A 16,247-nucleotide genomic window follows, 5' to 3' on the forward strand; every position below is an offset into this window, starting at 1 on the left:
AGGATGAAGTATATGTTGCAGTTTCTTCAACGAATCGGTAAAGCTTTAATGCTGCCGATCGCCGTTTTACCAGCCGCGGGAATTGTCCTTCGACTCGGTTCAGCCGATATGTTGGATATTCCATTAATGGTGGCAGCAGGTGGTGCGATTTTTGACAATCTTCCACTGATTTTTGCAATTGGTGTTGCAATCGGATTATCGATTGATGCAAGTGGAGCTGCCGGTTTGGCAGGAGCAGTCGGGTATTTGGTTTTGAAAACGGGTGTCGACTCCATGAACAAGGATTACTCGAACGCTCAAATTCAGGCCAAGTACGATGCGATTGCCGCCATTGTCAACGACTCCTCGACGAAAGTGGATGGAGCGACCTTAAGTTCCATTGCCAATCAGGCAACTTTAGGTTCGATGGTCAATATGGCGGTGTTCGGCGGGATCATTGCCGGTATTGTGGCCGGTTTGTTATACAATCGATTTTACAATATTAAATTACCGGATTGGTTAGCATTCTTCGGTGGACGCCGGTTTGTTCCCATCATCACGTCGGCTGCCATGTTAGTCCTGGCATTTATCTTCGGTTACTTATGGCCGTTCATTGAAGATGGGATCAATAATGCAGGCGAATGGATGGTCAGCCTCGGAGCAGGAGGAGCCGCACTGTTTGGATTCTTCAACCGTCTGTTAATTCCTGTTGGTCTTCACCATGTCTTGAACAACATTTTCTGGTTTGTCTTCGGTTCATATGAAAAAGCAGATGGAACGATTGCGAATGGCGACATCGCCCGTTTCTTTGCCGGAGATCCGACAGCCGGTATTTATCAAGCCGGATTCTTCCCGATCATGATGTTCGCTTTACCGGCAGCTGCTGCCGCGATGGTCATGGCAGCACGCAAAGAAAATCGGAAAGCCGTCGCAGGTGCGATGATTGGTCTTGGATTAACATCATTCCTGACAGGGATTACGGAACCGATTGAGTTTTCATTCATGTTCTTGTCACCGGTCTTATATGTCATGCACGCCGTGTTGACGGGTATTTCCATGGCAGTCGTCAATTTACTCGGTATCTTGCACGGTTTCTCCTTCTCTGCCGGTTTCATTGATTACGTCCTGAACTTCGGAATCGCCACAAAACCGTTGCTTTTACTGGTTGTCGGTCTCGTGTTTGCCGTCATCTATTACTTCCTGTTCTACTTCATGATCACGAAATTTGATCTGAAAACGCCGGGTCGTGAAGATGAATCACTTGTGACGGATGCAGGTCCTGTCATGGGCGTATCAGACGATAAGTATGAGCAACAAGCAGCACGGATTTTTGCAGGACTACAAGGAACGGACAACGTTACAGCGATTGATAACTGTGCAACACGTCTCCGTCTCCAAGTAAAAGATTCAACGATCATTGACGAAGCTGCAATTAAAGCAGCAGGCGCAAAAGGTGTCATGAAGATGGGTGCAAAAAATGTCCAAATCATCATCGGCACGGATGTCGAATTCGTCGCGGATGCGATGAAACGCCAAAAATAATATCAAAAAAACGACCTTTCCTGATTGCTCAGGAGAGGTCGTTTTGACGTGGAACAGAAGTAGTCGACTGCTTCAGACTGCTGACATAAATCGGATAGAAAATCCCAATCAGAATGATGATGATCCCAATCCACTGTGAACCGGAAAGATGCTCTCCGAGTATGAGGACGGAACAGATGACGGCAGTCGGCAGTTCGGCTGCACCAAGCAAGGAGACGCTGGCGGGGCTCAAGTGTGGAGCACCTGCTGCGAATAACAGCGGTGGTAGAATCAAGGCGAACAGACCAAGTGGAAGTGCGTACCAAATCAGTCCCTGTTCGAAATTCGCTGCGGTCAGGAAAGTCGTCGGCGGATACATGATCATGACGAACAGAAGTCCGCCTGTCATCATGTAAAAGCTTTTTTTAATAACCGGCACATGGTTTGCGACCCGTCCGCTCGCAAGCAAGAAGATCGAGAAACTGACGGCTGCTCCGAGTCCGAACAATGTACCGCGTACGTCAAGGGCGCTCGTATAAGCCGCACTCGCTAAAACGGCACCACCAATCAATAGGACGGCAGATAAGAAATGAGAACGCGACGGCAGACGTTTTGCTAAAATTGCATCAATCACGACACCAATCCATGTGAATTGGAAGAGGAGAATGATGGCGACTGAAGCAGAAACAGTTTGTAGACTTTGATAATACAGATAACCGGTCGTCCCGCTTGAAATTCCGATGGCCATTAAAGTAAAAGCTGTTTTCGGATGAAGACGAAGATTTTTTGACAGCAGGGCTAAGACAAAAATCATCAGCCATCCGAAGAAAAACTGACTTCCGGAAACAGCAGCGGAGTCAAAGCCGGCACCGTAAGCCAGTTTGACGATAGTCGACAGGACGCCGTAACTGATGGCACCGATTAAGACGAAAAGTGTTGCTTTTGAACGATTCATATAGATCCCTCCATGTTTTAGAACGCACAAAAAAGGTTGCAACGGGGCCTTGTCCAGGTTTTTTGGACAGGGTTTGGTTGCAACCTGTGTGAGTTATTTAATGTTGAGTCCAGCCTTTTTATAAAAGGTGGGCTTTAATTCGTTGTATCGGACGGTCAATCGATTAAAGGTTTTGAGTGCTTCTGTCGCTTGACGGGAAGTCCGGTTTAAATCAGCTGTCGCTTCATCAAGCTTAACGAAGTTCGGTTTTTCGGTCAAGTAGGAAAGCACTTTCTTTTCTGATGCAATTGCTGCCGTATAACGTTTTAAAAATGTATCAAAAGCTTTCTCCCGCTCTTTAAAGACAGTAATAAGAGCGGTTCCGTCTTTTTTAGCGGCAGGTAACGAAGATAAGCTGCCCGTTAGTTCCGAAAGATCCAACTCATCAAAAGCACGGGTACGAATGATTTTTTCCTGCTTTAACAAGTCGAGACGGTCTTGATTCAAAGCAGTTAATTCCTCCCGTTCATTTTGTGCCCGTTTGATGTCATCGGCTCCGGCTTCGAGAACGGCTTGATACGTATTAACGGAAATTTCGTCTTGACGTGTCCGTTGTTCGGCAATCGCTGCAGCTTTCCGTTCAGACTTGGCCTGTTCTTCCAACTGATTATATATCGAAGCAGCGGGATTGTTCGAGCAGGCGCTGAGAAGCAAGACGCCGAGACAGGTGAAACAGCTATTAAGGATCATCCGTTTTTTGATCATGAAAGTAACTCCTTACAAATTAGAGAATTTTGCGAAATTATACGGGATATGAAAGTCTTCATCATAGATGGAAAATTGATATCCTTTTTTCTTTAGTCCGGCGACAATAGTTGGCAATGCCCGCAATGTTTGCGGTTGTTCATGTAACAGGATGATTTCGACCGGATCTTCTGCCCGGTTGATAACGGTTTTCGCAACTTCTTTCGCACTGTCTTTGTAATACCAGTCCATCGAATCAATCGACCAGTCCCACATCCGGAGTTTAGCCTGCTCCATTTCTTTCGCAATGGACTTGCTAATGCCGGGCGTTGATCCATAAGGCGGACGTGTCAATAATGGAGCATGATTCGTCAGTTGTTTAATTTGTTTCTGCACCCGCAGCATCTCGGGAACATACTGCTTTTTCTTATAAAGCGTGTCATAGTCATGGGTTTCACTGTGTGGTCCGATGTAATGTCCATCCTGTGCCATTGAGCGGACGACATCTGGTTGCTTGGCGATATTACTTCCAATCAGAAAGAAGGTCGCCTTAACATTTTGTTCTTTTAATGATTTCAAGATATCCGGAGTCAAAGCGGTCGGACCGTCTTCAAATGTCAGATAAGCTACTTTTTTAGTAATCCCGTTCCATTTCTCGACACGTGCCTTGTCCAAGTTCGGAGTCGGGACTTTCTGTAAAGATTGAACGGATTTTACATCCGCTTGTTGTTGTGTTGAAGTCAGGTATTGATAAACGATATAACCACCAAGCGGAAGAAGGATAAGTGCCATTAGAATAAAAAGCTTGGCGAAATATTTTCGTTTTGGTTTTCGATGCCTTGGACCAAGTCCGAGGGGATTGCCTGAGTTGTATGGATCCATTGATGTCTGAGCTCCTTTACGGAAAATCTTATGACTTAAATGTAACATTTTGTCTGTTTCATTTGTAACAAAGATGTTACAAAAAGATGACTGAGGTAGCTGTAATTTAAAAAAAAGTCTATTAAAATAGAAAAATATTGATTTTCCAATTAAAAAAAGAAGTCCATCCGTCACCGGAGACTTCTTTTAAGAAATTCATGATCAGTGTTCTGTAACAGCACACTCATCACATTCTGTTTTGTACGATTCGCATTGTTCATCCATTTCTTTTCCGCAGTGGGAGCAAGTTTTAACGGGAAGTTGACGGTAAAACTCTGAAGAAGTCTCGTGGTAAAGGGGTTGTTCCATGATTGTATTCCTCCTCTTAGTATATGGATATACCAGCAACTTACACTGAATTTATTTTATTGTACTAGTACAGAATGGTGAAGTCAATCATTGTTTTATAACAGTTAAAACATTAACGAGTCTTGTCGTATGACAGTTGGCGCAGAGGGTGATACGATAACAAAGTAAACAGATGTATTTAGAGGGGGATCATTATGAATCAAACAGTATCTGAAACACTTTCACTTTTGACAGAACGCCGGTCCGTTCGTCATTATGATGAGACATTTACGCTTTCGCAGGAAGAAGTAAAAGAATTAATCGAATTGACGACAGCTGCGCCAAGTGCCTGGAACTTACAACATTGGCATTTCCTCGTTTTCCATTCGGAAGATGCGAAAAAGCAATTGGCTCCAATCGCTTATAATCAGCCGGCTATCAGTTCTTCTTCGGTTGTCATTGCCGTACTTGGAGATCTGCAGGCAAACCGAAACTACAATCCCGTTTACGGTCCAGCCGTAGAAGCGGGTGGTATGACGGAAGACTTGTTTGACTCAATCAAAGGACAAGTGGAAGGCGCTTATCAAAGCGAGGCTTACGCGAGAGACGCGGCTATGTCAAACGCGAGTCTGGCAGCGATGCAACTCATGTTAGTGGCTGAAGCGAAAGGACTTTCGACGCTTGCGATGGGCGGATTTAATCATCAACTTTTTGCAGAAACGTTTATTACAGATGAACGTTATGTGCCTGTTATGTTGATTGCTGTCGGAAAAGCAGTCGAGGACGCGAAGAAACGTCCGGCTCTCCGTCTACCTGTTGATCAGGTTACGACTATCCTATAAGTCAACCAGGAATGAGACTGACTCCAATCGGATGTTCAGTCTCATTCCTTTATTATTTTTCACATTTTTTAGAAAAGTACTTGTCAGATGGATAGTTTCTTGCTATATTAATACATGTCCTAGCAAGTACATTATGTACTGCATCATGATTCTGTAGCTCAGCTGGGAGAGCGCTACCTTGACAGGGTAGAGGTCGCTGGTTCGAGCCCAGTCAGAATCATACCAAAAACTCCGTTCATCCTTGGATGAACGGAGTTTTTTATTTAATTTTTGGCTTGAAGTTCGTCTTCCGTCACCCATTTATGATTTTTAATCGTTTTCCCACCGGTTGTCGGTTTAAAATCGACCATATACACGGTTGTTTCATCGGCTTGATCAATCGTCGCTTTAGCCCCATCCATCCCTTTCATGTGGTCCGCCGCTAACGTCACTTTGTCACCTGCTTTTAACGGTGACTTTGGAACCGGATTCAGTTCTTCCTGAATCACCCATTTATGATTGCTGACTTTTTTACCACCGTTCGTTGGTGTATAGCTGACTTCATATACTGTTGTATTAAATGAATCGACGATTGTTGCTTTTGCGCCATCCATCCCTTTCATATGATCAGAGGACAGAATGACGTCTGATCCGTCTTTAAACTTTGGATTTTCAGCTTGTTTGAGTCCGGCTGGAATTTTTCCGTCACTTGAATGCATCATTCCTGCATGGGAATCGTTTTTATTATCATGCATATCGTGTGAATTAGAGGAAGTGGAATCAGATCCGCAGGCACCTAAACCTAGAACAGTAGAAAGAGCAAGTGATGTAACGAGTAGTTGTTTTTTCATAAAAAAATACCTCCCGGAGTAATGTGGTTATGTAACTACTATACCCATGTTTCGTGCAGAAACCGTGCAGAAAGAGTGACAATTCAATTATCTGACTGAATGAGTCAGTGGAAAAGTGTATCGTAATAGTGAAGAAAAAGGAGGGGGCAGGGCATGCGGCATATTTCGTACTACATTGGTCTACTCTTTTTGACTGCAATTCTTGTGATGGGCGGGATTCTGTTCAGTACACTCTATTTCAATCTCGTGAATCAAAGGACGGATGAAGTGGTTCTCGGTTTATTGAACCGGGGAAATACACACCGCGATGTCCTCGAGGAATCTTTTAATGCGGAGACATTGGAGCATGTCACTTTGATGGAATCAGCATCTGAATTTACCGTCGTCATCACAAATGAAGAGGGTGAAATTTTAAAGTCTTCGCATCGACTTACTCCAGAAATGACAGAAGAGCTTGTACACGTAGAATTTCAAACGCAACGAAACGATCGTATCCTGCAATCTCAAGCAAAAGCGAACGGTTTTTTAATGACAGATAGTCCAATTACGATTTCAGGTGTTCATCGTGGACATGTCTTTATGTTTGCTCCTGAGACGTTGATTCAACAAGTCGTTAATCCGTTAAGGCAGCAATTCATTCAAGTCGGTATTATTGCCATACTTCTGTCACTTGCGACTGTCCTCTTATGCACACGAGTGATCTCAAGACCGCTCATTAAGATGGAACGCGCGACTGCTAAACTGAAAGAAGGGAATCTTGATGTGGATTTACCGGTGAAACGCTCAGACGAACTTGGAGCACTTGCACGATCGATCACGCAGTTGGCTAAAGATCTCGATTTCTTGAATCGTGAACGAACGGAGTTTTTAGCGAACATTTCTCACGAGCTCCGAACCCCACTGACATACGTCAAAGGATATGCGGATATTTTACAACGCCCGGACTTGCCGGAATCTGAAAAAGCAGCTTATTTGTCGATTATCAAAGAAGAAAGTGACCATGTGAGCAGATTGATTGAACAGTTGATGTTACTGGCGCGTTCTGATGTTAACGAGTTTTCAGTCGAACGGTTATCACTGTCGCTTGATGAATTGGTTGTATCGACGACAGAAAAAATGCGACCGGCAATCGAAGAAAAAGGACTACACTTGTATGTATCGGGAGAACCGGTAGAGGTAACAGGCGATGAAATCCGGCTTAAACAAGTGTTAGTGAATATACTGGATAACGCAAGAAAATATACAGCAACAGGTGACATCATCGTCCGATACGGTGTAAATGAAACGGGACCATATTTTCAAGTGCGGGATACAGGAATCGGTATCAGCGAAGAAAGTTTGCCCTATGTGACAAAACGCTTGTACCGCAGTGAACCGTCCAGGTCGAGAAGTCGAGGCGGATCGGGACTTGGACTGACGATTGCGTCAGCCATCGTCCAGGCACATGGAGCAACACTAGAAATTCAGAGTCAAAAAAATAGCGGGACGCGTGTAATCGTTCAGTGGAAGGGGTGAAAAAATGGCTCGAATTTTAATCGTTGATGATGAACAACGGATGCTTCAATTAATGAAATTATATTTGGCACCGTATGGTCATACGTGCCATTTGGTTGATTCTGCTGAAAAAGCGCTCGAAATCGTCAAAACGGTTCCGATTGATATCGCTTTACTGGATGTCATGATGCCCGAAATGGATGGTTGGACACTATGTGAAAATATAAGACGCATCGCTGATTTCCCGATCATCATGGTAACGGCACGGAATCAAATGGAAGATGTCGTTCGGGGACGTACAGTCGGCGCCGATGATTATGTGGCAAAACCGATTCATGAAGGTGAATTATTAGGACGGATTGAATTATTGATTGGGCGAGAAAAACGGGAACAGTATATATTTCATGGCCTGCATTATGATGCTGCGGGATATGACTGTAGCTTTAATGAACAAAAAATCTTACTGACCAAAACAGAGTTTCAACTGTTAGGTAAACTCCTGGGTTCTGTAAATGGAATCTTATCAAGAGAACAATTAGTGCGGTCGCTTTGGGGTGACGACCAATCGATTGAACCACGAACCATCGATTCTCATATGCGCCATCTTCGTGAAAAACTGCGACGTTCCGGCTTTCCGATTGATCAGTACTTGGAGACTGTCCGGGGTGTCGGTTACCGGTGGCTGGAGCAATCGAAAGACAGCTGAAAGGAGATTAACGATGACAACGATCTACTTAGTCCGCCATGCACACTCAACCTATTCTACAGACGAACAAGCGCGTCCTTTATCAGAACAGGGGAGAGACGATGCGGAGCAACTGACGACACTTTTTGACGGCATTACATTGGACTACATCTATGCGAGTCCCTACCGACGGGCGATTGAGACAGTCCAGCCTTTAGCGGAAAAATCCGGATTAGTCATTCAAGAAACTGAGGCTGTTCAAGAGCGGCTACTGGCACCGGGAGAACTGCCGGACTTCCGACAGGCTGTCCGGTACGTCTGGAACCATCCAGATGAAAACCCGTATGGCGGTGAATCAAACGTTACGGCACAACGACGGATCGTTCTTGAAATTAAACGACTGTTGGAACATCATCAAAATCAAACGATCGTCATCGGTACACACGGAAACATTATGGTGTTATTGATGCAGTACTTTGATCCGGCATACGGGTATGATTTTTGGAACACCCTAAAGATGCCGGCCGTCTATAAAATGACATTCAAAGCTAAAACGTTTCTTCAAATCGAAGAAATGTGTCATCATGACTGAAAAAACAGGAGGTTATCCCGTCTATAATGGGATAATCTCCTGTTTTAATTATGCTTTTACATTTTCATGTTTTTGGATTAAATCCGCTGTCAGTTGACCTGACAAAGTGACCATCGGGACCCCGCCACCCGGATGTGTGGAACCGCCGACAAAGTAAAGACCTTCGTAAAGATCGCTTTTCGATGGAATCTTGAATCCGCCGTTCTTTTTACGGTCAGCCGCCACGCCGTAAATCGAGCCGCCGTTCGGACCGTATAGTGATTTCAAGTCTTCTGGTGTAAAGCGGTATTCGAATTCAATCGATTCACGTAGATCGGTCAGTCCCATCCGTTCTAATTTATCGAGAACTACTTCACGGTACGCATCCCAATCGGTTTTGCCGTCTTGTTTCGTCAGTGGCGGAACGTGCGTCAGGACAAACAGATTGTCCTTTCCTTCCGGTGCCTGGGAAGCATCGGATTTAGAGGAGACACCGACATAAATCGTCGGATCCTCTGGTGGGACACCTTCCTTGAACATTTGGGCAAATTCCCGTTCCGGATCATCCGAGAAGAAGAAGTTATGGTGCTTAAGATCTTTATATTCGCGGTTCACTCCAAGTAACAGAACAAGACCGGAAACGGACGGAACGAAGGACTGATTTAATTTTTTAGCCTGTTTTGGTCCTTTTTTCTCTGAGATGAGATGTTGATAGGTCGGGATGACCTCGAGGTTCGAGACGACGACATCAGCCGGGTAAAATGTACCGTCTGTCGTTTCCACGCCGACCGCACGCTTGCCTTCTGTGACGACACGTTCGACAGGCGTGTTGACATGAATCGTCACCCGGAGTTCATCGAGTACGGTTTTCATGGCACGTGCAATATTGTACATGCCGCCTTTGACATAATAGATACCAAGTCCCATTTGAACATAAATCATCTGATTGAAGACAGCGGGAGCTTCGTAAGGGTTGGAGCCGACATACATAACCATATAATTAAACAGCTGCTCGAGGTACTTGTTGTTCAAGTGTTTTTTCGTACCGCTGGCTACTGTATTGAGCGGATCCATCTTAAGTAATTCAGACATCGTATGATATTTTTTTAAGTCCTTTAGATCTTCGAGACTGTACTTGTAGAAACTATCCAAACACAAATCGTACATTTTTTTAGAATAGCTGAACAGTTCAACAAAATCAGCCTGATCGGAAACTTTTTTGAACTCCTCGAGCATGCCCGGAAGATCACCTTTGACGTCGAGTTGTGTCCCGTCCTCAAAGAAGGTCCGCCATTGCGGTTCGATCCGTTCGATTTCCAGATAGTCGTCCAGTCGACGATGAACGCTCGTAAACAATTGTTCGAGCACCCAAGGCATCGTCAAAATCGAAGGACCAGTATCAAACGTAAATCCTTGACCGCTGCGTTGGTTCAATTTACCGCCGACATTTCCGTTTTGTTCGAGCATCGTGACTTCATAACCGTCTCCCGCAAGGCGGATTGCGGCTGACATACCTGCTAAACCTGCTCCGATAACGACTGCCTGTTTCTTCAAAAAAATCACATCTCCTTATGTCTTAGTAGATAAACGGAATCAAACGTTTTCTTCTGCGGGCCCAATCCGTATAGGCAGGACCAAATCCTTCAGTCAACATCTGTTCCTCGATTCGAATACGGTGAAGCAAAGCGATGAACATCAGGACTCCGGCACACAACGCGACAAGCAAGTTCCCGAAGTACAGCGGGAAACCTAACGTGATGAAAAACAGACCGGTATAGAGGGGGTGGCGTAATGCCCGGTAAGGACCCGTACTGACAAGTCGATCGCCCGGATTGACAGCGACGTGACGGGTAAACTGATGCTTGAGATGATAAATTCCCCAGTAGCGTAGAGCGACACCGGAAGTCAAAAAGAGCAATCCGATTTCACGTGACAGGGGGAAACGAAGTGAATCGCTGAACAGAACGGAAAAAAGGATTGTCGTGAGTAAAGTAGCTAAAATCCAGTAAAAACTTTGCCGTTCTTCCAGTGGAGAAGGTTCCTTCTTACGGTTTCGGAAAAGAAACAATTCAAGTAACCAAAGAAGAGAGACGGCGATGAACACTTTGTCTAAAATGGTCATAAGATTCGCCCCTGACTGATGCCAATCATTATTTAAAGAAAACGCATACAAGAATTGTTTACCCGAAAGACTGAATGTTCAATCCTTGTACTGGACAATCCGACTTCATTTGAGTGAAGCCGAAAGAATTAATTCATTTTGATTACACCCTGTAGAAAAAATGGTGACGTTCTGAAATGAATGTTATTCTAAAATCAAAGATTAATTACCCTGTTTTGGAAAAAAGGAGTTTTATGAGATATGAAAAAACTAAAGCAAACGGTGACCGGGTTACTGGCAGTCCTTCTGTCACTCGTCAGTTTTTCACTGGCCGCAGAAGCATCCAGTTATCGCCAAGCGAAAACACCGCTCAACCTTCGCAGCGGGGCTTCGACAAGTAAAGCTGTCGTCGCCGTCATCCCGACCACTGTTTATGTCAATGAGATCAGTCGACTCGGGACATGGTCAAAAGTCCGTTATGGAACACAGACAGGGTATGCGAGCACAAAATATTTACTGACAGATCAACAAATCGGCGGATTACGTATTGGAAAAACATTAATCGTTAATCCTAATCTTCCATTACGCTCGACGTATGCACCTGGTGAAAGTAAGGTCGCACGGGCAGCCTTTGAGAAAATGAGACGTGCTGCCAAAGCGGACAATATTACACTGGTCGCATTCAGTACATACCGTTCGTATGCGTATCAAAAAGCATTATTTGAAAAATATGTCGCGCGGGATGGCTTTGAAAAAGCCAGTACGTACAGTGCACAACCGGGAAAAAGTGAACATCAGACAGGACTCGGTTTTGATATCGGTGGAGCTGATTCCTCGAAATATGCCAAGTTCAGTTTTTCTAGTACAAAAGAAGCCAAATGGTTGGCTGCCAATGCGCATCGTTACGGATTCCATCTTCGTTATCCGCTCGGAAAAGAATCATGGACAGGATACACGTACGAAAGCTGGCATTTCCGTTATGTCGGAGCAACACTTGCCGCACAGTTGAAAATGACCGGGTTAACGATGGAAGAATATTATCAACTGGCTCCTGGTAAACCAAGCGCACCGTAACAGGTTTCGTTTCAAGCTTTGAATGGTAAATAAATGGTGTATTCCTCATCGTCAACAGCGGCAATCCGTTTTTTTCGAAAGAGGTGGAAAGTTGTGGCGAAAAAAGAAGAGAAACACCATATCATGACCTTTACATTTGAAGAAGAAGCGACGTCGTATCAGGTATTCAGTGAATTGAAGAAGTACCATGCAAACGGTCAGGTTGATTTTGAACAGATTGCTGTCATCAAACGAAGTGAAAGTGGGGCTTTTTCTTTTGAAGATGCCGTTGACTTGAGCGGTTCCAACAAAGCCTTTAAAGGTTCCTTGATTGGGATGGCTGTCGGAATTCTGGGTGGACCGTTTGGTATTTTACTCGGTTCGATGACCGGGATGCTGATTGGCGGTTCGAAAGACTTAAAAGAGAATCAAGCCGTTCAAGAAACATTTAAACGGACACTCGGCGTGATTCCGCCTGGTAAGACGGGCATCATTGCAATCGGAGAAGAATTCGAACCATCTGTACTGGACGGACTCGTCGCGAAACATAATGGAACGATTGATCGGACAGATGAATTACTTGAAAAATAATCAAAAAAATCCTTCCCTCATGAATGAGAGAAGGATTTTTTGTTAGGACTGACGTTCTTTTTTCACTTTTTTGAAGAAGAAGAGCTCGTAGACTACAGGGACGATGATGAGCGTCAAGAGTGTTGACGTCGTGAGTCCGCCGATAACCGTCAAGGCAAGACCTTTTGAAATTAGTGTACCGGATGACGTCGTCAGAGCAAGCGGAACAAGCGCCATGATTGTAGCGAATGCCGTCATCAGGATTGGGCGAAGTCGTGTTTTACCGGCTTCAATCAAGGATTCCCGAATCGGTAACCCGCGTGTGATGTTCTGACCAATCCGGTCGACGAGGACAATCGCGTTGGTCGTGACGATTCCGATGAGCATCAGGAATCCGATCATGACACTGACCGATAATGGTTCGTTCGCTAAGAACAGCGTGACGAGTGAACCAATCGGAACGAAGATGAGCGATGAAAGAATAATGAACGGAATCCGTGCTTTTCCGAACGTGATTAACATCGTCAAGTAGACGAGACCGATGGCGACGACGATGGCAATTCCAAGAGACTGGAAGATTTCGACCGTATCATCATTTCCGCCGCCGCTTGTTAAGGAAACGCCTTCCGGCAAGTCGATTTTTTCGACAGCCGCTTTGACGTCACTTGAGACTGTCTGGACATTGTCTCCTTTGACTTGACCCGAGACACGGGCGTAAACTTTACCGTCCAGCTTTTGAATCGATGTGAACGTATCGACTTCTTTGACAGTCGCTACATCTTTCAAGGCGACAGGACCTGCAGCTGAGAAGAGTTGGACGTTCTCGAGATCTGCTTTCGACGTCAAATCTTCCTTATAAGATAATTGAACGTCTTGATCTTTGTTGTCTAGATTAAGGGTGCCGACCGTAACAGGTTTCGTTTGATCGTTGACCGTACCAAGAATCTGGAAGCCGGACAAACCACGATCGCTGGCTTTTTCAGAGTTAATTTCAACGAGGAATTGTTTTTGTTTCTCGCTGAAGTTATTCGTCACGTATTTTAGGTCGTTGTTTTTGTTCATGTTGTCTTCAACTAATTTAGCGGCTTTTTGTAATGCCTCTAGATCAGTCGAGAACAAATCAACATCGACATTGTTGTTCGATGGCGGACCGCCAGTTGACAGCTCAGCGACGCTTATTTTAACGTCGACATCGTCTTCTTTTGCGATATCCTCCATTTTAGTTTCAAGGGACTTGATTGTCTTTTCGACATCGACCCCGTCTTTTAAGTTCAGGAAGTAGCTGGCTTTGTTATCAAGTCGCAATCCGGTCGTGAAGTCACGGGCTCCGACGGATGTCGTGACATCAGCAATCGCTTTTTCCTGATCAAACATTTTTTCCATGTTGAGCGATACATCACTCGTTTTTTCAAGTGAAGTTGCAGCAGGAAGTTCGAGTGAAGCCGTCAGTGTTTTTGAAGCTTCGTTCGGAATAAAGGTAAAGCCGAGTTGCGGTACAATCGCAAGCGAACCACCGAGTAACAAGAAGGAAACGACTAAGATGATTGCTTTATGCGACAACGATTTTTCAATCAGTTTGCCGTACCAGCGTTGTAAGGCGCCTTCTTTTTCTTCCGCCGGGACCTTTTTAAAGGCGAATTTCGCCAAGATCGGTACAATCGTAATTGCGACAAGCAGGGAAGCAAGTAACGAGAAGATGATCGTCAAAGCAAACGGTAAGAAGAATTTACCGGTAATACCGCCGACGAAGCCGATCGGTAAGAAAACAACGACGGTCGTAAGTGTTGAAGACGTGATGGCCTTCAAGATTTCTTTTGTTGATTGTTCGATAATTTCATTTGTCATCCCACCATCTGACTTGCGGACTCGTCGGAAGATATTTTCAATGACGACGATACTGTCATCGACAACCCGACCAACAGCGACCGCCATCCCACCTAGTGTCATGATGTTCAGTGAAATATCCTGCCAGTTCAAGAAAATGGCTGCAATCAAGAGCGATAGCGGAATCGAAACAATCGCGATGATGGTCGCCCGGATATTGCGTAAGAACAGCAGAACTGCCAGTGAAGCAAACAACGCACCGAGCAATCCTTCTTTGACTAGCGTCGCGACAGATTCTTCAATATCTTTTGCGGAATCAATCCCGATCGTATAATCAATTTGATCATCATATTTATTTAAGATTTTTGTGACGCCATCGGCGATTTCAACCGTATTGGCATCCTGTTTTTTCGTAATGGCCATCGAGAGAGAATCTTTTAAGTCATATCGTGTTTTTTCACTTTGTTTGGAGACGGCTTCGATGGTTGCGACATCTGAAAGGCGAATCGGTTCAGCTGGTGCCGTTTGTTCTGTCGGAGCACCTGGAGCGCCGTCGGTAGAACCAGTCGGAGGTCCTGATTGAGCCGATTGGCCTTGACCACCTGATGCTGCACCGGAAGCGGCGCTTGACGTGAGTTGGAGATTTTTTAATTTATCCAAGTTTTCCAGTTTTTCTTCGACCCGGATCGGAATCTTCGAATCACCTTCTGCGAGCTGTCCGGACGGGAAAGAAACATACTTGGCATTGATTTGTTCTTTAATACCTGATAACGATAAACCGGCCGCTGTTGCCTTTTTGTTGTCGACCGTAATTTGAACTAAATCATCCTTATACCCACCAACAGAAACACTGTTGATTCCCGGAATTTTATTGAGTTCCGGTTCGATTTCATTTTTTAAGAGGGACTCAATCTCTTTTCCGTCTTTACTAAAGAAGGAAATATTGTAGATTGGGAACGATCCGAATGAGAACCGGTTTAACTTCGTTGTTGCTTCTTCCGGAAGATTAGCATCCTGAATCGCAGCGTCGATTTGTTGTTCGACCTTGTCCATATCGGTATCAAATGGGAATTCAATATTGATGATCCCGATGCTTTCATAAGCAGAGCTCGTGATTTTAGTAGAGCCTTCTATTCCTTTCAGTGCCGTCTCAAGTTTTGAGACAACCTGTTTGTCAACGTCATCCGGAGATGCGCCTGGATAAACGGCTTCTACTGAAATTTGAGGAAATTCAATTTCAGGAAACTGATCCACTTTAAGTTGGGAAAACGAATATACGCCGCCTAAAACTAATAAAATGGCAATGATAAATACAGCGACAGAGTTCTTTAAACTAAACCTCGTTAAAAAATTCAATGGTTACCCCTCCTTTATTTTATATGTGCTTATTTACATAGTAGAGGACGAATCAAAACCCTGCAACTTTGAACTGCAGTGCAGAAAGAAAAAAATAACTGAAAAAATCGTAGAAAAGTCTTTACAGTTTTCAATATGTTGCTATAATAAACATATACCCAGAACACACCGACATGATTCTGTAGCTCAGCTGGGAGAGCGCTACCTTGACAGGGTAGAGGTCGCTGGTTCGAGCCCAGTCAGAATCATACCGAACCCGTTCATCACTTGATGAACGGGTTTTTTTTGTCTGACGGTTTGTCAAATTAAGTGCAACACTTCTTCCGAGAAGACCTCGTATGCAGTTTTCCAGTTCAGACATTTCCGTGGTCTCCCATTGATCCAGGCGAGCGCTTGAGCGAGTTCAGAACGACTAACCTTTCCGAAATCCGTCCCCTTCGGGAAAAATTCACGGAGAAGACCATTGGCGTTCTCGTTACTTCCACGTTGCCAAGAAGAATACGGATCCGCAAAATACATCGGTACGCCTAACGT

At 44.6% G+C, this 16,247-nt stretch carries 16 protein-coding genes and 2 tRNA genes; 9 read left to right on the forward strand and 9 right to left on the reverse strand.

Annotation, left to right across the window (positions count from 1 at the left end):
* Positions 1 to 12 precede the first annotated feature (12 nt).
* A complete protein-coding gene (nagE, locus tag R7V76_RS15560; protein ID WP_318094170.1) occupies positions 13 to 1,521 on the forward strand; it encodes an N-acetylglucosamine-specific PTS transporter subunit IIBC in 1,509 nt (502 codons plus the stop codon).
* A 28-nt stretch (positions 1,522 to 1,549) separates the two neighbouring features.
* On the opposite strand, the gene R7V76_RS15565 is transcribed toward nagE, so the two are convergent.
* From R7V76_RS15565 to yhfH, 4 genes are all read right to left on the reverse strand, one after another.
* Positions 1,550 to 2,455: an EamA family transporter gene (locus R7V76_RS15565; RefSeq protein ID WP_318094172.1), complete on the reverse strand. Its 906-nt coding sequence runs from the start codon at positions 2,453 to 2,455 to the stop codon at positions 1,550 to 1,552.
* A gap of 93 nt (positions 2,456 to 2,548) precedes the next feature.
* Complete coding sequence (locus tag R7V76_RS15570) at positions 2,549 to 3,199, reverse strand: YkyA family protein (protein ID WP_318094174.1); 651 nt, start codon at positions 3,197 to 3,199, stop codon at positions 2,549 to 2,551.
* Positions 3,200 to 3,211: 12 nt separating this feature from the next.
* Entirely contained in the window at positions 3,212 to 3,970 is a 759-nt protein-coding gene (locus R7V76_RS15575) for a polysaccharide deacetylase family protein (RefSeq protein ID WP_318094176.1), read from the reverse strand.
* 291 nt (positions 3,971 to 4,261) lie between these two features.
* Complete coding sequence (yhfH, locus tag R7V76_RS15580) at positions 4,262 to 4,408, reverse strand: protein YhfH (protein WP_440137058.1); 147 nt, start codon at positions 4,406 to 4,408, stop codon at positions 4,262 to 4,264.
* A gap of 194 nt (positions 4,409 to 4,602) precedes the next feature.
* Here yhfH and R7V76_RS15585 point away from each other — a divergent pair, with 194 nt between their 5' ends.
* Both R7V76_RS15585 and R7V76_RS15590 read left to right on the forward strand, forming a co-directional pair.
* Positions 4,603 to 5,229, forward strand: coding sequence for a nitroreductase family protein (locus R7V76_RS15585; protein WP_318094179.1), 627 nt, complete (start codon positions 4,603 to 4,605; stop codon positions 5,227 to 5,229).
* 147 nt (positions 5,230 to 5,376) lie between these two features.
* Positions 5,377 to 5,449: transfer RNA gene (locus R7V76_RS15590), tRNA-Val, on the forward strand.
* Positions 5,450 to 5,492: 43 nt separating this feature from the next.
* Here R7V76_RS15590 and R7V76_RS15595 read toward each other — a convergent pair.
* Positions 5,493 to 6,059 carry a YdhK family protein gene (locus tag R7V76_RS15595; protein WP_318094181.1) on the reverse strand — a complete coding sequence of 189 codons (567 nt, stop codon included), beginning with the start codon at positions 6,057 to 6,059 and terminating at the stop codon, positions 5,493 to 5,495.
* A 153-nt stretch (positions 6,060 to 6,212) separates the two neighbouring features.
* Between R7V76_RS15595 and R7V76_RS15600 the strand changes: the two genes are divergently transcribed.
* The 3 genes from R7V76_RS15600 to R7V76_RS15610 are packed head-to-tail and all read left to right on the forward strand — an operon-like array spanning position 6,213 to position 8,830.
* Positions 6,213 to 7,574, forward strand: coding sequence for a sensor histidine kinase (locus tag R7V76_RS15600; protein ID WP_318094183.1), 1,362 nt, complete (start codon positions 6,213 to 6,215; stop codon positions 7,572 to 7,574).
* 4 nt (positions 7,575 to 7,578) lie between these two features.
* Positions 7,579 to 8,259 carry a response regulator transcription factor gene (locus R7V76_RS15605; protein WP_318094186.1) on the forward strand — a complete coding sequence of 227 codons (681 nt, stop codon included), beginning with the start codon at positions 7,579 to 7,581 and terminating at the stop codon, positions 8,257 to 8,259.
* Positions 8,260 to 8,272: 13 nt separating this feature from the next.
* Positions 8,273 to 8,830 carry a histidine phosphatase family protein gene (locus tag R7V76_RS15610; RefSeq protein ID WP_318094188.1) on the forward strand — a complete coding sequence of 186 codons (558 nt, stop codon included), beginning with the start codon at positions 8,273 to 8,275 and terminating at the stop codon, positions 8,828 to 8,830.
* A gap of 48 nt (positions 8,831 to 8,878) precedes the next feature.
* On the opposite strand, the gene R7V76_RS15615 is transcribed toward R7V76_RS15610, so the two are convergent.
* On the reverse strand, positions 8,879 to 10,363 hold the full coding sequence (locus R7V76_RS15615; protein ID WP_318094191.1) for a phytoene desaturase family protein: 1,485 nt from the start codon (positions 10,361 to 10,363) through the stop codon (positions 8,879 to 8,881).
* 22 nt (positions 10,364 to 10,385) lie between these two features.
* Complete coding sequence (locus tag R7V76_RS15620) at positions 10,386 to 10,931, reverse strand: methyltransferase family protein (protein ID WP_318094193.1); 546 nt, start codon at positions 10,929 to 10,931, stop codon at positions 10,386 to 10,388.
* Between the two features lie 240 nt (positions 10,932 to 11,171).
* Here R7V76_RS15620 and R7V76_RS15625 point away from each other — a divergent pair, with 240 nt between their 5' ends.
* Both R7V76_RS15625 and R7V76_RS15630 read left to right on the forward strand, forming a co-directional pair.
* Positions 11,172 to 11,984 (forward strand): D-alanyl-D-alanine carboxypeptidase family protein, encoded by an 813-nt coding sequence (locus R7V76_RS15625; protein ID WP_318094194.1) that lies wholly within the window; start codon positions 11,172 to 11,174, stop codon positions 11,982 to 11,984.
* Between the two features lie 93 nt (positions 11,985 to 12,077).
* Positions 12,078 to 12,554 (forward strand): DUF456 domain-containing protein, encoded by a 477-nt coding sequence (locus tag R7V76_RS15630; RefSeq protein WP_214766633.1) that lies wholly within the window; start codon positions 12,078 to 12,080, stop codon positions 12,552 to 12,554.
* 42 nt (positions 12,555 to 12,596) lie between these two features.
* On the opposite strand, the gene R7V76_RS15635 is transcribed toward R7V76_RS15630, so the two are convergent.
* Complete coding sequence (locus tag R7V76_RS15635) at positions 12,597 to 15,713, reverse strand: efflux RND transporter permease subunit (protein ID WP_318094197.1); 3,117 nt, start codon at positions 15,711 to 15,713, stop codon at positions 12,597 to 12,599.
* Between the two features lie 175 nt (positions 15,714 to 15,888).
* Here R7V76_RS15635 and R7V76_RS15640 point away from each other — a divergent pair.
* Positions 15,889 to 15,961 (forward strand) — tRNA-Val (locus tag R7V76_RS15640).
* 52 nt (positions 15,962 to 16,013) lie between these two features.
* Here the strand turns inward: R7V76_RS15640 and R7V76_RS15645 are convergent.
* A partial coding sequence (locus tag R7V76_RS15645) for an IS30 family transposase (protein WP_318094199.1) occupies positions 16,014 to 16,247 on the reverse strand: 234 nt, incomplete at its 5' end.

This window comes from Exiguobacterium artemiae (genome assembly GCF_033342815.1).
Classification (GTDB): domain Bacteria; phylum Bacillota; class Bacilli; order Exiguobacteriales; family Exiguobacteriaceae; genus Exiguobacterium_A; species Exiguobacterium_A artemiae_A.